Source organism: Mesorhizobium sp. M7A.F.Ca.ET.027.03.2.1 (genome assembly GCF_003999175.1).
Taxonomy (GTDB): domain Bacteria; phylum Pseudomonadota; class Alphaproteobacteria; order Rhizobiales; family Rhizobiaceae; genus Mesorhizobium.
The window spans coordinates 1-891 of sequence record NZ_RZOM01001587.1 but is presented as its reverse complement, the minus strand read 5'-3'; the positions used below and the strand labels follow the sequence as shown (position 1 = coordinate 891).

At 64.9% G+C, this 891-nt stretch carries 1 protein-coding gene and 1 pseudogene; both read right to left on the bottom strand.

All coding sequences use genetic code 11. The features are described 5' to 3' along the window. A partial coding sequence (locus EN750_RS36625) for an ABC-type transport auxiliary lipoprotein family protein (RefSeq protein ID WP_127399435.1) occupies positions 1–500 on the bottom strand: 500 nt, incomplete at its 3' end. Further along, positions 481–891: pseudogene (locus EN750_RS36620) on the bottom strand (MCE family protein); the annotation flags it as partial. The pseudogene EN750_RS36620 and the gene EN750_RS36625, both read right to left, overlap by 20 nt.

Below are 891 nucleotides of genomic sequence, written 5' to 3'. Positions count from 1 at the left end.
TCGAAGGACCGGATTTCGACGATCACCTGATAGTCGATCGCCAGGCCCTCGCCCGGCTTGCCGACGCCGGCAAAGCTGCCTGAACGCTGGAAGGTCTCGGCCAGCCGCGCCTGCACGATCAACGGCAGCCGGTCGGCCCATTGCGCGCCCTTGAGATACTGGATCGAGCGATCCGACGGCTTGATGACGATGTTCTGGCTGTCCAGCGCCTTGAGCGCCGACGGCTGCGCGATCAGGATCTGGCGGCGGCTATGGCCATGCGCGTCGACCGAAGGCGCCGACAGTTCGAACGTATCGAGCGGCGCGGGCTTGCCGCCCAACGCCGCGCAGCCGGCCAGCGTCAAGGCAAGCAGTGCCGCAGCCGATGTCAACCCGCCCGTTTTCACCCACACAGACTTCACGCGCGATCCCCGTTGTCCCCGGATCGTAAGATCGACCCGCTTTCGCGGCTCATGTTTCTGGGGCGCGCCGTCGCCGAAGTCAACGCCGCGCTCTGCCATCGAATTGCCGAACCTCGCCGTCGCCACCCGAAAGGATGCGCTGCGGATTGCGGCTGAGATCGGTCACCGCCTCTTCGATGCGGCTGATCGAACGGCGGCTGTCCTGCACCAAAGCCTCGACGTTCGAAAGCCCCTGTCCCGAGAAGCGCGCCAGATTGTCGGTGATGACGCCAAGGCGCGAATTCAGCGTGTCGGCCACCTGCTTGAACGACTTCAGCGTGTTCCTGGCATCGGCCATCAAGCCGTCGGCCTGCCCCGACCCGAGCAAGGTATCGACCTTGGCAAGAATGCCATCGACCCGCACCGAGGCATCGTTGAGCCGTTGCGCGAGCTGCTTTGCGTCCTTGATCGTCTGGTCGATGTCGTCGGCCCGGTTGGCGAACTTGTGGGT